Origin of the sequence: Pseudoalteromonas sp. T1lg21 (assembly GCF_002964625.1) — a bacterium.
In the GTDB taxonomy this organism is placed as follows: Bacteria; Pseudomonadota; Gammaproteobacteria; order Enterobacterales; family Alteromonadaceae; genus Pseudoalteromonas; species Pseudoalteromonas gelatinilytica.
This window is the reverse complement of sequence record NZ_PQBX01000006.1, coordinates 124,738-141,151: the sequence shown is the minus strand read 5'-3', so window position 1 is coordinate 141,151 and position 16,414 is coordinate 124,738. Positions and strand designations below refer to the sequence as shown.

Here is a 16,414-nt window from a genome sequence, read left to right as displayed (position 1 = left end):
CCTTGTTCGAGGCATTGTAGGAGGTACTTTAGTACCGAATTGAACGTAGAAAAACGCGGTCAGTCAGACGAGCGAAACAAGTTTCACGCCTACGTGTAGCAGCGGGTTTATCCCGCGTTATAGGCGCTAGGATTTAGGTTCTAGAACGCGATGTAAAATCGCTGCTACCTCGCATCTCGTTTCTCGCACCTTTCCCTTGTAACTCGCTAACTTTACTCTTGCTAACTTTACTCTTGCTAACTTTACTCTTGCTAACTTTACTCTTGCTAACTTGAACCCACTAACTTTCACCCATAAAAAAAGAGCAGCTAAGCTGCTCTTTTTTCTATCGGAAGAATAACACTTTGGTTATTTTGCCATTCTCTATTTTGTAGCTGGTGACGAACTCTGAGCGCTTGTCGACGACTTTTGGGTCTTGTGTACAAGTTTCAGAGAGTTCATGATCAATCACGATGTTGCCAAGTACGATGCGTTTAATTGGCGATGACTTAATGCACTTTAACTTTTTGAACATGATACCGTATCGTGCAATAAGCTTTTCTTTACCAGTGAACATAAGCTCATTCGGGAATGTATAAAACTCAACGTTTTCATCATACATCTTAATAAAAGCATCAATGTTGCGAGCGTTGTACGCAGCGATAACTTGTTCAATCACTGCCATTGATTCACGTGACTGGCGCGCTTTTTCTTGCTGCTTAGCTGTTAGTGCTTCTTTAGCTTGGTTGACGGCTTTTTCTGCTTCTGCGACTGCTTGCTGTTTTTCGGCAACTGTTTTTGGTTGCTCAGCAGGTGCTGGGGTTTGTGTACCGAGTACTTTACTGTCATCGACTTCTGCAACCGCTTTTAACGCTTCGGCAGTGGCTTTTTGTTCATCACTGCTTGTTGTGGTATCAGTCGTTGTTTTAGCTGCTTCTTCAGCTTTCGCTTTTTCTTCTGCTGTGGTTTTTTCAGCTTCCGCCGCTGATTTTTGCTCTGTTGCTGGCTTTTCTTCAATAAACTCTAAACTTGGTACGTCCTTCTTTTCAGCTTTTTGTTCATTGCTCGTTTGAGGCTCGGTTTGTTCGGTGGTTTCGTCACTTGCAATTGACTGCCAAGAGAATAATAAACTGATTGCAAAAAATAACGGTTTCATACTTTTCCTAAATGCATCATTCCTGATTTGAGGCGCTAAGGTAGCAAATTCTAGCTGTTTGGCATAGTTTTTTACCAATATTGCTCTACTGTGATCTGCCCAGGTTCGCGGCGTCTGTTGCGGCTAAAACCAAGCTCTAACAAAATAGCCGTGGTATCTTTTACCATTTGTGGGTTACCGCAAATCATAAATTGTGCGGTATCAGGTACAGTCGGGCGCCCAATTACATCAAATAAACGATGGTCTTTAATTACGTCTGTGATCCGGCCATTAAAACCGATTGTGGCTGACTCTCGGCTGACTACAGGCGAATAGTAAAGATTTGGGTACTGCTGCTGTAGCGCTTTAATGCGCTCCTGATAACTTAAGTCCTCATTAAGACGAACTCCATGCACTAAATGAACATGCTCAAACTTTTGCCACACTTCGCCCTGCTCTAATATTGATATAAAAGGCCCAAGCGCAGTGCCTGTACTCAGCATATAGAGCTGCTCACTGCTTGGCACTTCATCAAGGGTAAAAAAGCCAGTCGCGCGGCGCTCTATAGTCACTGAGTCACCCGGCTTTAATTGCGCAAGTTGTTGAGAAAGTTGCCCGTCTTTCACATTGATAAGATAAAACTCGAGATCGGGATTATTCGGCGCATTCACATAAGAATATGCACGTGCGACACGTTTATCACCCACTTGCATTGCAAGCTTTGTAAACTGTCCAGCCGTGAATGGTTCGACATCAGCATTAACGATTAAGCTAAATAATGACTCAGTCCACCATTTAATATCTTTAACCTTAGCTTCAACCCAATTAGACATACACATCCTCAATTGTTGTTCCTCTATTAAAGGTGGCAACAATTGCTTGAATTTTCAAGTTTTAAGGGTCGGATGCGAGATGCGAGATGCGAGATGCGGGCAGGATTTTACGCGAGGTAAATAAGTAGTCATAAAAAAAGCCGCATAAATGCGGCTTTGAGGTTAGTCTCACTTCACTTTGGGCGTGTTTCCAAATTTCAGTGAATACGTTACCAAGGAACTTATTTAAATTGATTCTAAAGCAATTTTAACCATTTCGTTAAAAGTGCTTTGGCGCTCTTCACTTGGTGTTGCTTCACCAGTGATTACGTGGTCACTCACTGTAAATAGTGCCATCGCTTTTGCGCCGTATTCAGCGGCTACGCCGTACATGCCAGCTGTTTCCATATCAACAGCAAGTACGCCTAGCTTGTCTAATTCTTGATAGAATGTGTTATCTGCTTGGTAGAATGTATCTGTTGTAAATACATTACCTACTTTCGCTTCAATGCCTAATTCTTTTGCTGCGTTTACGCCGTTAAGTAGTAAACCAAAATCAGCAATTGCGGCAAAGTCGTAACCACGTACGCGCGCACGGTTTACGTTTGAATCTGTGCTTGCACCTTGTGCAAAGATTACGTCACGGATTTTGATATCGCTACCAATACCGCCACAGGTACCAATACGAATTAGATTTTTAACGCCGTAACTAACGATCAATTCACGGGCATAAATTGACATTGATGGAATACCCATCCCAGAACCCATAATACTAACTGGCTTACCTTTGTAGGTACCGGTAAAACCATACATATTACGAACGCCTGTTACTTGTTTTGCGTCATCTAAAAAGTTTTCAGCAATGTATTGAGCGCGAAGCGGATCACCCGGCATTAATACCGTTTCTGCAAATTCGCCTACATTGGCGCTGATATGAGGAGTACTCATTATTGGTTTCCTTTTTTGTTCGCTAATAGCTTGTCGTTAAAGCTATCACCGTATTCAAGTGCAGGAAGATTAAACCACTGGGCAAGGGTTTGACCTATGTCTGCAAAACTAGCTCGTTCTCCAAGCGGGGTGTTTGTCATTCCCGGTTGGTATGCAAGTACTGGCACGTATTCACGTGTATGGTCAGTGCCTGCTGCTGTTGGATCACATCCGTGATCGGCCGTGATAATTAACACATCATCACTATTTAGCTGATTTAAGATGGTCGGTAGGTAATCATCAAACTCTTTTAATGCTTTAGCATAGCCAACTGCATTACGGCGATGACCGTACTTTTCATCAAAATCAACTAAGTTTGTAAAAATCAAACTATGGTCAGGTGCGCTTGCAATCACTTCTGAGGTTTTCTCAAGCAAGTTCATTAGCCCTGGCGCTTTGTGTTTTTGGGTGATGCCTTGGTGCGCATAGATATCGGCAATTTTACCAATACTGATCACTTCACCGCCGTCTTGCGATAATTTATCAAGCAAGGTTGGCGACGGTGGCAACACCGAATAGTCACGACGATTACCTGTACGGGCAAAATCGTCACGGCTCGAACCCAAAAATGGCCGCGCAATCACTCTTCCTATGTTCATTTCATCAAGCAGCGCCCGTGCGATTTCGCAAACCTGATAAAGTTTCTCCAGTCCAAATGATTCTTCGTGCGCGGCTATTTGAAACACGCTATCAACTGAGGTGTAGCAAATCGGCATGCCGGTTTGCATATGTTCTTCACCTAGCTGTTCTAAAATAGTAGTTCCTGAGGCATAACAGTTACCTAAAATGCCAGGAATCTCAGCGCGAGCAATTAGCTCGTCAACAAATTCTTGGGGAAAACACGGCTGTGTATTAGGGAAGTAACCCCAATCAAATAACACAGGTACACCGGCCATTTCCCAGTGCCCTGAAGGCGTGTCTTTACCACTTGATAACTCTTTAGCGTAACCCCATGCGCCAATAGGTGCTTGGCGGTCACTGACTAAACAAGGTTTTTTACCTGCGGCTTCGCATGCATCAGCTAAACCTAAACGGGTAAGATTAGGTAGCGATAAGTGCTCACCTGTTTCTTCTGCATAGGCTTTAAGTAAATGAGCAAAGGTATTTGCGCCTACATCACCAAACTGCTCTGCGTCAGGTGCTGCGCCAATTCCTAGGCTATCTGCCATTAAGATGAGTGCTCTTGCCATGGGTACCTCGTTATCAATATGTGAATACTTTATATGCTCTTCGAATTTTTGGTACAGGACATAAGTCCTGTTTCATAAAACAGAAACATTATAAATTTGCATCTCTAAGCGAAGCAAAAGAGATTAATCGTGTCTTTTTTGCTATTGTGATCTACCTAACAATGTTTCCTTCTGTGTGGGCGAGAACTTTAGTGACACGAACAATTATAGCTATTGCTGGCGCATCTGCGTCGGGCAAGTCTCTTTTTAGCAAGACGATTTATAACGAATTAGTCAATGAGCTTGAACCGGGCGCGATCGCAGTGATCGAAGAAGATGCTTATTACAAAGACCAGTCGCATTTGCCGTTTGACCATCGAACGCAAACCAATTACGACCATCCTGATGCTTTCGAGCATGAGCTTTTGCATGAGCACTTACTTCAATTGCGCGCTGGAAAATCAGTAGACGTACCAACTTATGACTATGCAATGCATACCCGTAGCGATGAAACGCGTCGAGTGGCACCTGCAAAAGTACTTATCGTTGAGGGTATTTTGCTATTGAGTGATCCGGCACTTCGAAAAGAATTTGATATTAAGGTGTTCATTGATACACCGTTAGATATCTGCCTTATGCGCCGTATGCAACGAGATATGGAGCAGCGTGGCAGAACATTACAGTCCGTTGTTGATCAATATCAAGCGACAGTGCGACCTATGTTTTATCAGTTTATTGAGCCATCAAAGCACAAAGCTGATCTCGTAGTCACACGCGGCGGTATGAATCGCGTTGCCATTGATATAATTAAAAGTAAAATAAAATATTTACTGCAACAATAACAACGGGAAATAGTCAGTATGACAACATTTATGAGCTTAGTAGGCATTGTTGTGCTACTAGGCATTGCTTTTGCGGCTTCAACGAACCGTAAAGCAATTAATTTAAGAACTGTGGGCATCGCCTTTTTACTTCAAGTGTTAATTGGTGGCTTTGTCTTGTTCTTTGAAGTGGGCAAAAACGTACTGGCAAGTATGTCTCGAGGAGTCTCATCAGTTATCGGTTATGCCAATGACGGGATTAGCTTCTTATTTGGCTCACTGGCATCGCAAGATACTTTAGGGTTTATTTTTGCGATACAAGTATTGCCCGTTATCGTGTTCTTCTCAGCACTCGTTGCTGTGTTGTATCACATCGGGGTAATGGATTGGATAATCAAGATTCTAGGCGGTGGCTTACAAAAGCTATTGAAAACCTCTCGCCCTGAATCGCTTTCTGCAACCGCCAATATTTTCGTTGGCCAAACAGAAGCACCATTGATTGTTAAACCATTTATCGCCAGCATGACTAAGTCAGAGCTATTTGCGGTAATGGTAGGTGGCCTTGCTACCGTAGCCGGTTCTGTTATGGCAGGTTACGTAACAATTGGTGTAGAGCTAAAATACTTAATTGCAGCCAGCTTTATGGCGGCACCAGGTGGTTTCTTAATGGCAAAAATGATTGTGCCAGAGACCGAAACACCAAAAGAAGATTTAGCTGATTTAGACGTACAAGAAGAAAAACCGGTTAACGTAATTGATGCAGCCGCATCAGGTGCCGCAAACGGTATGCAACTAGCACTGAACGTAGGTGCGATGTTACTGGCTTTCGTAGCACTTATTGCACTTCTAAATGGGTTATTAGGCGGTATTGGTGGTTGGTTTGATCACCCAACATTAACGCTACAAGAAATTTTAGGTTATGTATTCGCACCGGTTGCATGGTTGTTAGGTGTACCGTGGAGCGAGGCAGTAATCGCAGGCAGTTTTATAGGTCAGAAGGTAGTCGTTAACGAATTTGTTGCTTACCTCGACTTTATTAATTATCGCGATACGTTAAGTGCGCACACACAAGCGATTGTCACATTCGCGTTATGTGGGTTTGCTAACTTATCATCGATAGCAATTTTACTAGGTGGATTAGGCGGTATGGCGCCTAGTCGGCGAAAGGATATCGCACGCTTAGGGCTCAGAGCAGTGTTAGCAGGATCTATGGCTAACCTCATGAGTGCAGCAATTGCAGGTTTTTTCCTCTCGCTAGCTTAGAAACTTAATGAGATGAGCCGTAGTTGCAAAACAATAGGATAGGACTTTAAGGGGTTAAAGGTCTATCTGACTTGAACGATACTTCACCAAGGGCCGCAAGGCCCTTTTATCGTTTTATGTGCTAAGATTTAATTACTAAGTCCTTTTAAGTACATAAATGAACTATTTACGACTTTATTTACTAATCATTTTCTTTAGTTGGCCAGCACTGTGCACGCCGACTCTAACCGTTGTGACTGAACTGTCGCCACCCAATCAGACCTTAATCAATAACCAAGTTGCCGGTGAGAGCACCGAATTAGTAAAAGCGATTTTTGCCAAAGCTAATTTGAACGCGAATATAGAGCTCTACCCTTGGGCCCGTGCCTACAATATGGCACTGAAGAAACCGAACATTTTCATTTACAGTATGGCGAAAACCGCTGAGCGCGAGCAGCACTTTCATTGGATTGGTGAAGTGGCAACCTATCAAATGGGCTTTGTAAAATTAGCCACTCGCAGCGATATAAACATCACTACAAACGAGCAAGCTAAGCAATATAAGATTGCGGTTCAGCGTCATGACCTAGCGGCACAACGCTTAACTGAGCGTGGTTATACGCTGGTTTATACCTCTGATATCAATAAGTCGTATCAGTTGTTGATGTCGGGCAAGGTTGATTTAATTATTGATGATAAAAATTATATAGCGGCGATGGCTGAGCAGTTAGCACTGGATGAAGCTCGTTTCAGCTTTGCCCATGCAATCGACTTTTTAACCATGAAAGGCTATCTTGCCGCAAATATTAATACCGACCAACGTTACGTCGATGCTTTAAAAGCAGCGTTTAATGAGGTGGTCATGACACCAAGATACAATGCGGTGATGATGCTCGCACAGCGACCTTAATTCGCTTTGTATTGCTCAATATAAGTCTCTAATAACCCTTGCTTACTGAGCTTGTCATAACTTGCCTGTAATCGGCTTACAAGCTCTTCGGGTAAAGCCTTATTTAAGGCTAGAAAGTTACCTATCGTGCCATTTAGTGGCAACTCAACCAACTTAACCACTTCTCGCCCTTGGTGACCGTACTGCATTAATTGGTAATTAAACGACAGCTCCGAGCCAATAATGAGCTCTATTTTATTTTTGAAAAATAAATTAATGCACTCGTAATAGTGACTCACTTTGAGAAGATTTTTTTCACTGCGAAAACCAATACTCTCAACAAATTTTTCGTAAATACTGTCTCTTACCACGCACAGACTATGATCTTTCACTTGCGATAAATCGATGGGATTAATACGGTCATTTGATTGTAAGCGATAAAAGAAGTTACTTGATGAAGCCAGTGGACCAACCCAGTTAAACAGCGCTTCACGATCGGGTATACGAGCCGTAGAAACAAGACCTGATTGCGGCTTTTGCTGGGCTAAGTGATATGCCCGAGACCAAGGCAAGAGCTCGAATTGACATTCAATGTCTGCATCAACACACATCGCTTTGACAAACTCGAGGTTTATGCCCTCTAAGTGCCCTTTGTTCGAAAAATTATATGGCGGGAATTGCTCGGTGTAGATGATGACACTGTCTTTTGCCAGTACTACAGGTGCAAAGCTTAGGCACGCTAACAACAAATATTTTAAAATAATTAATACACTCTAATGACACAGCTGAATTAAATATAGAAATATTCATTAACTCAGTCAATTTTTAGGCATAAAAAAAGCAAGCCGTAGCTTGCTTCTTCTCAACTTTACTTTTCAGTAAAATTATAGCGGCTTGATGTTGTCCGCTTGAGGGCCTTTTTGACCTTGTGAAAGAGTGAACTCTACACGTTGGCCTTCAGCTAAGGTTTTGAAACCTTCAGATTGGATAGCGCTGAAGTGAGCGAAAACGTCTGGACCATTTTCTTGCTCGATGAAACCAAAACCTTTAGATTCGTTAAACCACTTAACTGTACCTGATACGATGTTAGACATAGTATTATTCCTGATATAAAAAATTAAACATGCCCTAGTGGGCGGGTGTAGCAAAAAATGAGATGGTACTTAAAAACTTCAGGACGGTACTACAAGTATTACTTATACAACAACGAAATAAAGATTTATTAATTACACGCTTTCTTTCTAGCTGGTGCCCACTATATAGAGTTAGTTTGATAAGTCAAACACTATCGACATTAAAATTCAAACTCTAAAGCCAAGCGAAAGCTATGATCTTTGCCTGATTGGCTAAGCTCACTAATAAAACCTGCTTCCCATTTTAACTGGCGTTTAGGGCTAAATCTGTGTAGCCCAATAAAGCCTGGACCAACCCCAAAAAAGTCCTCTCCCGCATAGATTTCTATCGATGGTTGAAAGGCCGAACGATAGCGATAACGGTATTGTAAGCGAAACTCGCTCTCCCACTCGTTTGCAATATCAGCGCCCCATTCATACACTAAAAATGCGTTCATAGTCAGGCTTGTACGGCCAAACTCTTTTTCCCATAAAAACCCAGTTGTTGCTTCGTATGCATCGATATTATGCTGTTTTTCAAGCTCAAATAACGCTCCCCAATCGGCCCATAAACGGCCTTGCTCAACTAGCTGCCAACGTAACTCAAGCTCATACGAAGATAAGCCAAAATCACCGTTATCATCTCGTTCGCCAACTAAGTAGCCCTCAAGACTCATGGTGTCGTTAATTGCGCCACCAAAGCCTCCTCGCTGCGCCAGTACATTACCGTTATCGGTTTGCCGAGACACTAAACGCCACTCAACCTCACGTTCAAACGGCATCACATAAGGGTGATATACTTTATCAACCACCATGCCATCTGCCTGCGCGACTTGGCTGACACTTGCTAACAACAAGCAACTTAAGCTAATTATTAAGAACCGCATACTGGCTCCTCTGTCTTTTTAATTTTTAAAACGCGCGCTAAGGCAATAAATACTACAGCAGCAATAACATACACCCAGAGCGCTGTTTTACTCGGCGTGGCTTCGTAGCCCACTAAGGCTTTTAATACGCGCCCAAGCTCTGAGTTTTCAACTAAAAACCCACGCCAATCTAAATAATTTGAGGTCACGTCAAGTAAGTCGACCTGGCTTGCTAAATCAAGAAATATCAATAACTTTGCTGTTGCATTAAAGGCAAGCAGCACGACTAAAGGCTGCACACCTGCACGTCTGACAATACTTTCCAGTAAAAAGAACAATAACACACCAAAACTAATACAAATGCCCACACCTAAACATGAACCGAGTATCAATGGCTCAGCGGTATCTTTACTGTGCCAAAAGCTGACCAAATAAATCATGTAATGGCTTAAATACAAGGTCATGGTTGCAATCAAGGCCAGTGCAGCCGCCATTTTTCGTTGCTGACAACTCATCAGTGCAGCGACAAAAATCATTATACACAGCAGCATTTGTATGAACTCTAAGCCTCGGTGATCAAATAACTGACTCACCCAAGCAGCGGCTTGTACAAATACTAAGCTCATCAGGGTACCAATAACGGCATAAATACTCAGCTGGCGCTGACTTAAAGGCACGATCAAACTCAAAAGCACAGCTAAAATAACCACAGGTAAAAGCTGATTAATGCTCATTAATAAACTAGTTATCAGCATCATTCACCTCCGTAGCCACGACAGTACCTCGCGCCGTATTAGGCGAAAATTCTCCAAAAAAGTCATAACGTCCAGGGCTGAGCGGTCCGATATAAATGACACTCGTACGACCAGGGTAGAGCACTTTTTCACGGTTTAAGTCAAAGCTATCGAACTCTTCTGGGGTGTCATCTTGGTTTTCGATAACTAATCGCAACTTTTTATTGGCAGGTACGTTTATTTCAGCGGGGTAAAACAAATGATCTTTTAAAATCAGCTTGTACTCTTTGGCATAGGCAAGCCAAGACGACATACATAGTAGCAGCATAGAAAGCGCTAAAATCCATTTATTCACTGACATCTCCTTGCTAAAAGAGACACTCACTCGCAAGCCACCAAGGTGACTATCTGCTAAAGCAATATCAGCGTTATAAATCGAGACTATGTGTTCAACAATGGCCATACCAAGCCCGGCTCCTTGTTCACCTGATGGATGTTTATCACCACCCACACGGTAAAAACGGTTAAAAATGCGCTGTTTTTGAGCTTCATCAATACCTGGGCCCGAGTCATCTATTTGCCAAATAAAACGATTATTTTCGGTTTTCAGCGTAATACAAATTTCTCCCACAGCTGGGGTATATTTTATGGCGTTACTCAGTAAATTGCCAAACAAAGTAACTAAGGTGAATTCGTCACCGGCAATGATAAAATCATCGCCATCAATGCTAATGGTATGCTCTTTTTCGTCAATACGATCATAAAGTTGTGCAACAACTTGTTGGCTAATTTCTAACACCGACACGGGGCTAAATTGCGCTTGCCATTGCTCTGGATAAGTACGCCCCAAAATCAGCATTTGCTCAACGATATTACTCAGTTTATCAACGCCTTTTTCCATCGCATCAAGCTCAACACTCTCAACACCTTGAGCCACTAAATTATGCACATTGATTTTTAAACTACTGAGCGGGGTACGCAGTTCGTGGGCCGCATCAGAAGCAAAAAAGCGCTCTCGTAAATAGGCACTTTCAACCCGTTTGAATAGATCGTTTAAGCGGCTAATTACGGGTTTTATTTCTTGCTCTGGGGTTTGCCAAGGGATTGCAGTAAAGTCATTTGCTTGACGATGTTTAAGTTGATTTGATAACCGAGTTAGTGGCGCAAGCCCTTGTTTTACAAACACACTAATAAGGAGAGCAAGGATAGGCACACTCCATAACAGCGGCGTCATGGCCGATAGAATCACGGTTTCGGTTAGCGCCACACGTTTACTCAAAGGCTCAGCAATAAGCACGCGCTTATTACCTTCGCTTAAGCGATACACTTTGACGCGTTGCCCAGCCAAGTTCTCAACACTAAACCCGGTTTGCCACTGACTTTGATTGCTAGAGTTATGCTGCAATGATTTTGAGCTTGAGGCCAAGCTGTCATCAACCCAAACTTGAAATAATAACTGCGGTAGATCACTCGTATAGGCCGGAGCTTCTTTATTGAGTGGCTGCTCGAGTAACACATGCGCCAGCGTTACCAGCTCGTTATCAAGCAGTGCTTCAGCCTGATTCATACTTTCACGGTAACCTTTAGTAAATGCCAAAAAGCAGGTTAAGATCACCATAGACAATATAAGTAGAGTCAGCCTCTTACGAATTGACACTAGCGTTTACCCACCACATAACCAATGCCGCGTAAGGTTTTAATAAACTCTTTTGGGAATTTTTTACGCAAGTGATGAATGTGCACTTCGATGGTATTTGACCCCACCTCTTCGCCCCATTCATAGAGTTTATTCTCTAACTGCTGCTTTGATTGCACGCGGCCTTGGTTTTCTAGCAAGGCTTTAAGGAGCATAAACTCTTTACGTGGCAAGTTTACTGGCTCACCTTGAAAACTCACGGTAAAAGCGGCGGTGTCCATTTCAACATCACCGACTTTTAAAGTGCTGGTCTGAGCTTGGGTCACACGCCTGCTGGCAACCCGAAGACGGGCAAATAACTCTGCGGGATCAAAAGGCTTTGCAAGGTAATCATCAGCACCTAAATCTAGCCCCATGACTTTATCATCAATACTGCCCCGAGCCGTTAAAATCACCACGGGCAGGTTTTTACGATGCTTTTTGATGTGTTTTAAAATGTCGATGCCATCACCGTCTGGTAGTCCTAAATCAAGGACTACCAGCTCAATTTCATCATTTTGCAGCCATTGCATCGCTGACTTAACGGTCGAACTATGTTCAACACTGTATCCTTGTTGACGTAAAGAACGACACAGGCCTTCTGCCACTAAATGGTCGTCTTCAACGAGCAATAAATGCATAGTTTATCTCTTTATTTTTTTCTCTACCTTAGCCAATAGTTTAGTAATTTCTTGTTGGCGGTAAAGATCTGCTTTTGGTCTATCAGGGCGCGCTGGCGCTTGCTGTGCAACCAATAAAAACTCTCTAGCTGATTTATACTTGCGCTCGTCATACAGGAATGACGCATATAAATAGTTGCTATCGATACCACGCGGGTTTAGCTCAAGCGCTTGCTTAAACAATTTTTTCGCTTCATCGTCATCACCAAAACCAATTGGCCAACCAGGTACTTTACCGTATAAGGTTGCAAGGCTCGTGTATGCTGAGCCATCAAGCGCTTTTGGATCTAGGCTTAGCGCTTTTTCAAATTGTGCTTTCGCATCTTTTGCAAGACCTAGCGCACCTAAACCCCCCTTTGCACCTGCATAGCTCGATAACACAATACCGTACCAAATATGGCTAGCTGCTTGCTGGTCGTTGGCTTTGGTAAACTCTGCGGTTTCGCTCGCTAACTTTTCGAATGCATCTAACTGCGCATCTTCAACTAATTCGTAATTCACCACTGCCCACTGTTTTTGCACCGAACTTAAATCGCTATTAAAGTCGGCTTTTGCAGGCGCAGCCATGATAACACCTAACATCATTAGGGCTTTAAAATTTAGTTTAGTCATAATCATTCACCTTAATCAATTTAGTTGGCAAAAAAACTTTTAATTTTAGGAAGTTGTTTTGCTATTGCGTTATCAACGAGTGATGGAAATGCACCGTTAATACGGGCAAATAATGTTTCTGGAAAACCAATAAAACGACGACGTTTTTTTGATTTAATTAAATCTATTAATGCATCAGCCACTTTTTCTGGCGGATCCATGGTGTTACCTAGTTCTTTGTTCATCGCGCGTACTTGCGGCGAATTAATCGCGGTATCGGTGGCACGAGGCGCTAAATACAATACTTTGACATCGCTATGGCTGAGCTCTCTGGCAAGGGCTTCGGTCATCCCTCTTAGGCCAAACTTGCTTGCGCAGTACAAGGTTTGATACGGATAACCAATGCTGCCAAACGATGAACCAATATTGACAATCGTGCCTTTATTGCGGGTCACTTGAGGTAAAAACAGCTGACACAATTTAATAGGCACATGCAGATTAATATTTAACAGGTGATCAATTTGCTGTTCGCTAATTTCACTAAACCCCTGCATTACATTAACGCCTGCGTTATTGATTAGTAACGTTGCCCCGCCAATTTGCTGAGCAAACTTAGCAAGATCGTCGCGAGATTCGCTGTTACTTAGGTCAGCCTGAAAATACTCAGCATCATTGCCACATTCCAATTGCAGTGCAGCAAGTTGCTTCACATTTCGACCAACAAGTAATAAACGCCAACCTTCTTTTGCAAGGCGAAGGGCAATAGCACGGCCAATCCCCCCTGTTGCACCGGTTAGCACACAAACTGGGCTACTCATGCGCTTTGCTCCAAGTCAGCCTCGCTAAAGAAAGGTTCTGAATCGAGGTCACGGAAAATATTGCCGTACAGTTTATAAAAACATTTTGCGGCGTGAATGATGGCTTGCTGGTCGTCCTCGTTATCAATTTTGTTCATAAGATTTTCGAAAAACTTCACATGTTCAATATCAAGTGCACCGTGCGAAGTAAGGTAGGTAAACGCCTTTTTAGGTAAACCTACAACCTCACGGATTTGCCCTGCTGCATTATCGGCTAATGCAATCGAAGTGCCTTCAAGCACATGAACCATGCCAAAGAATGCTAATGGGTTACCGCGATTAATTGCATCGTAGGCGTACGACACCATTAATTCGGTCGAAAACTGTGGACGAGAATGACGTACTAGCTCTTTATCAAAACCGCATGCTGCAATATCGTTTAGCACCCATTCTTGGTGGCCTAACTCTTCTTCGATATATTCTGCAACAGCTTCGCGCAGCCACTCTTGTTTATCGCTCAGCTTTGCACCGACTGCCATCAGCAGTGGTACTGTATGCTTAACATGGTGATAAGCTTGCGTTAAGAACGATGCATATTCACTTAGGCTTACTTCACCTTTAAAAACGCGGCCGATAATCGGCGCAGCTAAAAGGTAGTCACGTTCTTTCTGTGTTTCGGCTTGTAATGTATTGAAAAATTGACTCATGCTCGTCGCCTCTTGATAAAGTGCTGAAATCTCTGTAGCAAAAAATTGATTAATAACATCGCGTTTAGGGCGATTATTGCTGGTTAATAAACCTTGCGTGTGGCTCATAGGCTCTGCCATTCGATGCCATTTTCTGATCTGTGCGTATTCGGGTAGTTGCGCGTTTTGTGCCGTAATATGGGCAGCAAGTTCAGCGTCACTCATCGCTTGGTTTGCATAGATAAGCGCGGCTAAAAATGCCTGGCCTTCGCCAATCACCACAGCTTGTTGTACTTGGCTGTGGCTAAGCAATAACGATTCTGGCCACTCGGCACTGATATTGCGCCCAAAGCTGGTGATAAGCTGATTTTTCAAGCGGCCTTGTATAATCAAGCGACCTGCTTGCTCAGTAACGAGATCGCCGGTTGCATACCAATCGTCAGCATTTTGCGCTGCTTGACCTAAGTACCCCAAAAACAATGAGCCTTTGATATAAAGCTGGCCATTTTCAATTTTGTATTGAATGTGCTTTAGCACTCGCCCTGCGGTGTCAATGTCATCATCAGTCTGTGTATTTAGGCTCACCACCGATGAAGATTCAGATAAACCATAGCCTTGATAAACGGGTAAACCGAGCTCACGAGCTTGCTTAATAAGCGCTTGGCTTACAACCGCGCCACCTACAGCAATAAACTTTAAGCTTGTAGGTACTTGCCAGCCTTGCTTTGCAAAAGCCACTAAACAAGTCAGTAACTCAGGCACTAAAATAAGGGTATTTGGCTCAGTGCGTTCAATTGCTGCTATCAATTTGCGTGGTTCAAGTAACTGTGCACCAGAAAAGCCAAGTTCCGCTAAAGGCACTAAGTTAACTGTGCCACCTGCTAATAGCGGCGCATAAACACCCGCTAAATTCTCAAGTAAAACCGGTAGCGGCAGTAAACATAAATGGTTTGGTTTTTCTAAACCAATGCTTTGATAAAGTGATGTCGCTACCTGCATTTGACTCTCAAGCGATAAACACACCCCTTTAGGTGTGCCCGTTGAGCCCGACGTAAAGGTAATCTTTTGCGTGTTTGCAAAATAAGGTACAGACTGTGTATTACTCAATTGATAAACATATAAAGGGTAATGCTTACATACATCCACTAGCGCCACTAATTTTGCATGCTCACCTTCATAAGCGCGGTCACATACAAATAACCCTGCCCCACTGTTTTGCAAACCAAACGCAATTTGCTGGGCAGTAAAAAACGTTGGTAGTGGAATCGCCACTCTTTGAAGCTCGCTAAGCGCAGCTTCTAATACACACCAAGCGGGTGTGTTATCTAATTGGTAAGCAACACCTTGGGCATCAAATTCAGCCAAGGTAGGAAGCAAACGAGCCACTTGTTCTGTAAATTCTTGTTTAGTTAGTGAGCGCACACCTTCACTTTGATGGCAAACTATCAAGGTGTCGCTATCCTTATGCGGTAACTGTGTTAACCAGCTCATAACGCCTCCAAATAGACAGCCAATTCAAGGGATGACTGTAAACACTGCTGTTTGATATTGAATAAAACGGGGGTATTTAATACACGTTGATGTGCTTCGTTTAGGTCAACCACACAAATGGTTGGTTGATTATCGTAATAGCTCCCCCAGCTTGCTGGATCTTGTAGTGCTTGTGCATTGGCAACACCGATTTCTTTGCAATTTACACCCAGCATTTTTAATAGCGCTCTCACTTTACGGGTTGCACAAAACACTAAATATTTTGCCCCTGCTTGATAGAGTGCTTCGTTCATTAAAACAAAATGTGCCAAGGTGGCTTTTCGATGCGTTGAGCATAAATTACCTAGCTCAAAAATGTGCTCACGCTTGGCACCGACAAAGTGCTCAATAGACGCAGGGAGGTATTGTTCAATAAACAAAGGTTGTGATGCAGAGCGAAGACCTAACGTACATACTTCATCATCAACATTAAGCTCACACAGTAGCGGCATGAACTGCGAAATTTTCGCATCATAAGCTGCAGCAAAACCTTGCTTGATATTACTCTCGAGACGGTCACGGAATTGACCTCCTTCACGAGTGCAAACAAAGGCCGGCTCTTGAACTTGAGTTTGATGTGATTGTTGAACTGAAAGCATAATTGTTCGCTCCACTTAGGTTATGTGTAAAATTTATCGAGCGAAACTTAAATAAAACTTAAGAAAAATTAATTTTTATAAATATTTTTCAACCTCATGAAATTTAATGC

Annotated in this window: 17 protein-coding genes and 2 pseudogenes; 3 read left to right on the top strand and 16 right to left on the bottom strand. The window is 42.9% G+C overall.

Annotation, left to right across the window (positions count from 1 at the left end):
- Positions 1-325: 325 nt before the first annotated feature.
- The 4 genes from C2M25_RS05235 to C2M25_RS05220 all read right to left on the bottom strand — a co-directional run bounded on the left by C2M25_RS05235 (position 326) and on the right by C2M25_RS05220 (position 4,103).
- Entirely contained in the window at positions 326-1,135 is an 810-nt protein-coding gene (locus tag C2M25_RS05235; RefSeq protein WP_105173764.1) for a nuclear transport factor 2 family protein, read from the bottom strand.
- 71 nt (positions 1,136-1,206) lie between these two features.
- The gene (locus tag C2M25_RS05230; RefSeq protein WP_105173765.1) at positions 1,207-1,947 is read right to left on the bottom strand and encodes a ferredoxin--NADP reductase; all 741 of its coding nucleotides are present in this window, start codon (positions 1,945-1,947) and stop codon (positions 1,207-1,209) included.
- 225 nt (positions 1,948-2,172) lie between these two features.
- Positions 2,173-2,874: a purine-nucleoside phosphorylase gene (gene deoD / locus C2M25_RS05225; protein WP_036972525.1), complete on the bottom strand. Its 702-nt coding sequence runs from the start codon at positions 2,872-2,874 to the stop codon at positions 2,173-2,175.
- Positions 2,874-4,103: a phosphopentomutase gene (locus C2M25_RS05220; protein WP_105180608.1), complete on the bottom strand. Its 1,230-nt coding sequence runs from the start codon at positions 4,101-4,103 to the stop codon at positions 2,874-2,876. The genes deoD and C2M25_RS05220 overlap by 1 nt, the downstream gene beginning before the upstream one ends.
- A 191-nt stretch (positions 4,104-4,294) precedes the next feature.
- Between C2M25_RS05220 and udk the strand changes: the two genes are divergently transcribed.
- The 3 genes from udk to C2M25_RS05205 all read left to right on the top strand — a co-directional run bounded on the left by udk (position 4,295) and on the right by C2M25_RS05205 (position 7,055).
- Positions 4,295-4,924: a uridine kinase gene (udk, locus tag C2M25_RS05215; protein ID WP_054553619.1), complete on the top strand. Its 630-nt coding sequence runs from the start codon at positions 4,295-4,297 to the stop codon at positions 4,922-4,924.
- A gap of 18 nt (positions 4,925-4,942) precedes the next feature.
- A complete protein-coding gene (locus C2M25_RS05210; protein WP_063703924.1) occupies positions 4,943-6,166 on the top strand; it encodes a NupC/NupG family nucleoside CNT transporter in 1,224 nt (407 codons plus the stop codon).
- 157 nt (positions 6,167-6,323) lie between these two features.
- Positions 6,324-7,055, top strand: coding sequence for a substrate-binding periplasmic protein (locus C2M25_RS05205; RefSeq protein ID WP_105173766.1), 732 nt, complete (start codon positions 6,324-6,326; stop codon positions 7,053-7,055).
- Here the strand turns inward: C2M25_RS05205 and C2M25_RS05200 are convergent.
- The 12 genes and pseudogenes from C2M25_RS05200 to C2M25_RS05155 form a co-directional block, all read right to left on the bottom strand.
- Positions 7,052-7,780 carry a substrate-binding periplasmic protein gene (locus C2M25_RS05200; RefSeq protein ID WP_105173767.1) on the bottom strand — a complete coding sequence of 243 codons (729 nt, stop codon included), beginning with the start codon at positions 7,778-7,780 and terminating at the stop codon, positions 7,052-7,054. The two genes, C2M25_RS05205 and C2M25_RS05200, sit on opposite strands and share 4 nt — an antisense overlap.
- Before the next feature lie 138 nt (positions 7,781-7,918).
- Positions 7,919-8,128 (bottom strand): cold-shock protein, encoded by a 210-nt coding sequence (locus C2M25_RS05195; RefSeq protein WP_054553399.1) that lies wholly within the window; start codon positions 8,126-8,128, stop codon positions 7,919-7,921.
- 200 nt (positions 8,129-8,328) lie between these two features.
- Positions 8,329-9,033, bottom strand: a complete 705-nt coding sequence (locus C2M25_RS05190; RefSeq protein WP_063703917.1) for a hypothetical protein — start codon at positions 9,031-9,033, stop codon at positions 8,329-8,331.
- The gene (locus C2M25_RS05185; RefSeq protein ID WP_234003536.1) at positions 9,021-9,770 is read right to left on the bottom strand and encodes an iron transporter; all 750 of its coding nucleotides are present in this window, start codon (positions 9,768-9,770) and stop codon (positions 9,021-9,023) included. Before C2M25_RS05185 ends, C2M25_RS05190 begins: the two co-directional genes overlap by 13 nt.
- Entirely contained in the window at positions 9,754-10,074 is a 321-nt protein-coding gene (locus tag C2M25_RS21820) for a cupredoxin domain-containing protein (protein WP_199775152.1), read from the bottom strand. The genes C2M25_RS05185 and C2M25_RS21820 overlap by 17 nt, the downstream gene beginning before the upstream one ends.
- A gap of 99 nt (positions 10,075-10,173) precedes the next feature.
- Positions 10,174-10,980 (bottom strand): annotated as a pseudogene (locus C2M25_RS21945) (ATP-binding protein); the annotation flags it as partial.
- A gap of 422 nt (positions 10,981-11,402) precedes the next feature.
- Positions 11,403-12,062: a response regulator transcription factor gene (locus C2M25_RS05175; RefSeq protein ID WP_063703908.1), complete on the bottom strand. Its 660-nt coding sequence runs from the start codon at positions 12,060-12,062 to the stop codon at positions 11,403-11,405.
- Positions 12,063-12,065: 3 nt separating this feature from the next.
- A complete protein-coding gene (locus C2M25_RS05170) occupies positions 12,066-12,713 on the bottom strand; it encodes a tetratricopeptide repeat protein (RefSeq protein ID WP_063703906.1) in 648 nt (215 codons plus the stop codon).
- A 20-nt stretch (positions 12,714-12,733) separates the two neighbouring features.
- Positions 12,734-13,510 carry an SDR family oxidoreductase gene (locus C2M25_RS05165; protein ID WP_054563176.1) on the bottom strand — a complete coding sequence of 259 codons (777 nt, stop codon included), beginning with the start codon at positions 13,508-13,510 and terminating at the stop codon, positions 12,734-12,736.
- Complete coding sequence (locus tag C2M25_RS21815; RefSeq protein ID WP_105173768.1) at positions 13,507-14,196, bottom strand: TenA family transcriptional regulator; 690 nt, start codon at positions 14,194-14,196, stop codon at positions 13,507-13,509. Before C2M25_RS21815 ends, C2M25_RS05165 begins: the two co-directional genes overlap by 4 nt.
- Before the next feature lie 12 nt (positions 14,197-14,208).
- Positions 14,209-15,666: pseudogene (locus tag C2M25_RS05160) on the bottom strand (AMP-binding protein); the annotation flags it as partial.
- On the bottom strand, positions 15,663-16,304 hold the full coding sequence (locus tag C2M25_RS05155; protein ID WP_063703902.1) for a thermostable hemolysin: 642 nt from the start codon (positions 16,302-16,304) through the stop codon (positions 15,663-15,665). The gene C2M25_RS05155 and the pseudogene C2M25_RS05160, both read right to left, overlap by 4 nt.
- Between the last annotated feature and the right edge of the window lie 110 nt (positions 16,305-16,414).